This is a genomic window from Treponema sp. R80B11-R83G3 (assembly GCF_054786115.1).
The window spans coordinates 1-525 of the sequence record NZ_BDHF01000442.1; the positions used below are offsets into that span (position 1 = coordinate 1).

The following is a 525-nucleotide window of genomic DNA, read 5'->3' on the forward strand; positions in this document are numbered from 1 at the left end:
ACGGGTTCCCCCCTTTCAGGCAGGGAAATAAAGTCCCTTGACGAGCCTGTCGGCAAGTCTTGTTACGCCATTGTCGCCATGTCAAAGTCGCAGGCCGCGATTCTCCCCCGGCTTAATTGCATTAACTGCGGCGAGTGCAGGGCGGTTTGCCCAATAGGGCTTGATCCCCAGAATATTTACAAGCGGATTAAAGCGAATGAAATTATTAACATTGAAGCGACGGGCTGCCACGGGTGCGGATGCTGTAAAATAGTCTGCCCTTCCGCCATTCCGTTAGTGGAAACTATTTTAAATAACAATCAGGAGGATGTGAGTGCCTGAAAGCAGGGTAATTTTATTACAGAAACCTCAGATAAATATATCCGTTTCCAGCGCCGGCAGAATGTGGCTTGTTTGCGGTTGCGCGTTTCTTTGCGTTCTTCAATCGGCTTTTAGCGACGGCGGAAAGACTCTGGTTGTCGCTTTAACAGCTTTTTTTTCCGCATTACTGATTGAATTGTTATTTACATGGCGTAAACACAGGGC

At 47.8% G+C, this 525-nt stretch carries 1 protein-coding gene and 1 pseudogene; both read left to right on the plus strand.

Translation table 11 applies throughout. From position 1 onward, the window contains the following. A partial coding sequence (locus ACYVRH_RS14360; protein ID WP_461257551.1) for a 4Fe-4S dicluster domain-containing protein occupies positions 1–321 on the plus strand: 321 nt, incomplete at its 5' end. Next, positions 314–525: pseudogene (locus ACYVRH_RS14365) on the plus strand (hypothetical protein); the annotation flags it as partial. The gene ACYVRH_RS14360 and the pseudogene ACYVRH_RS14365, both read left to right, overlap by 8 nt.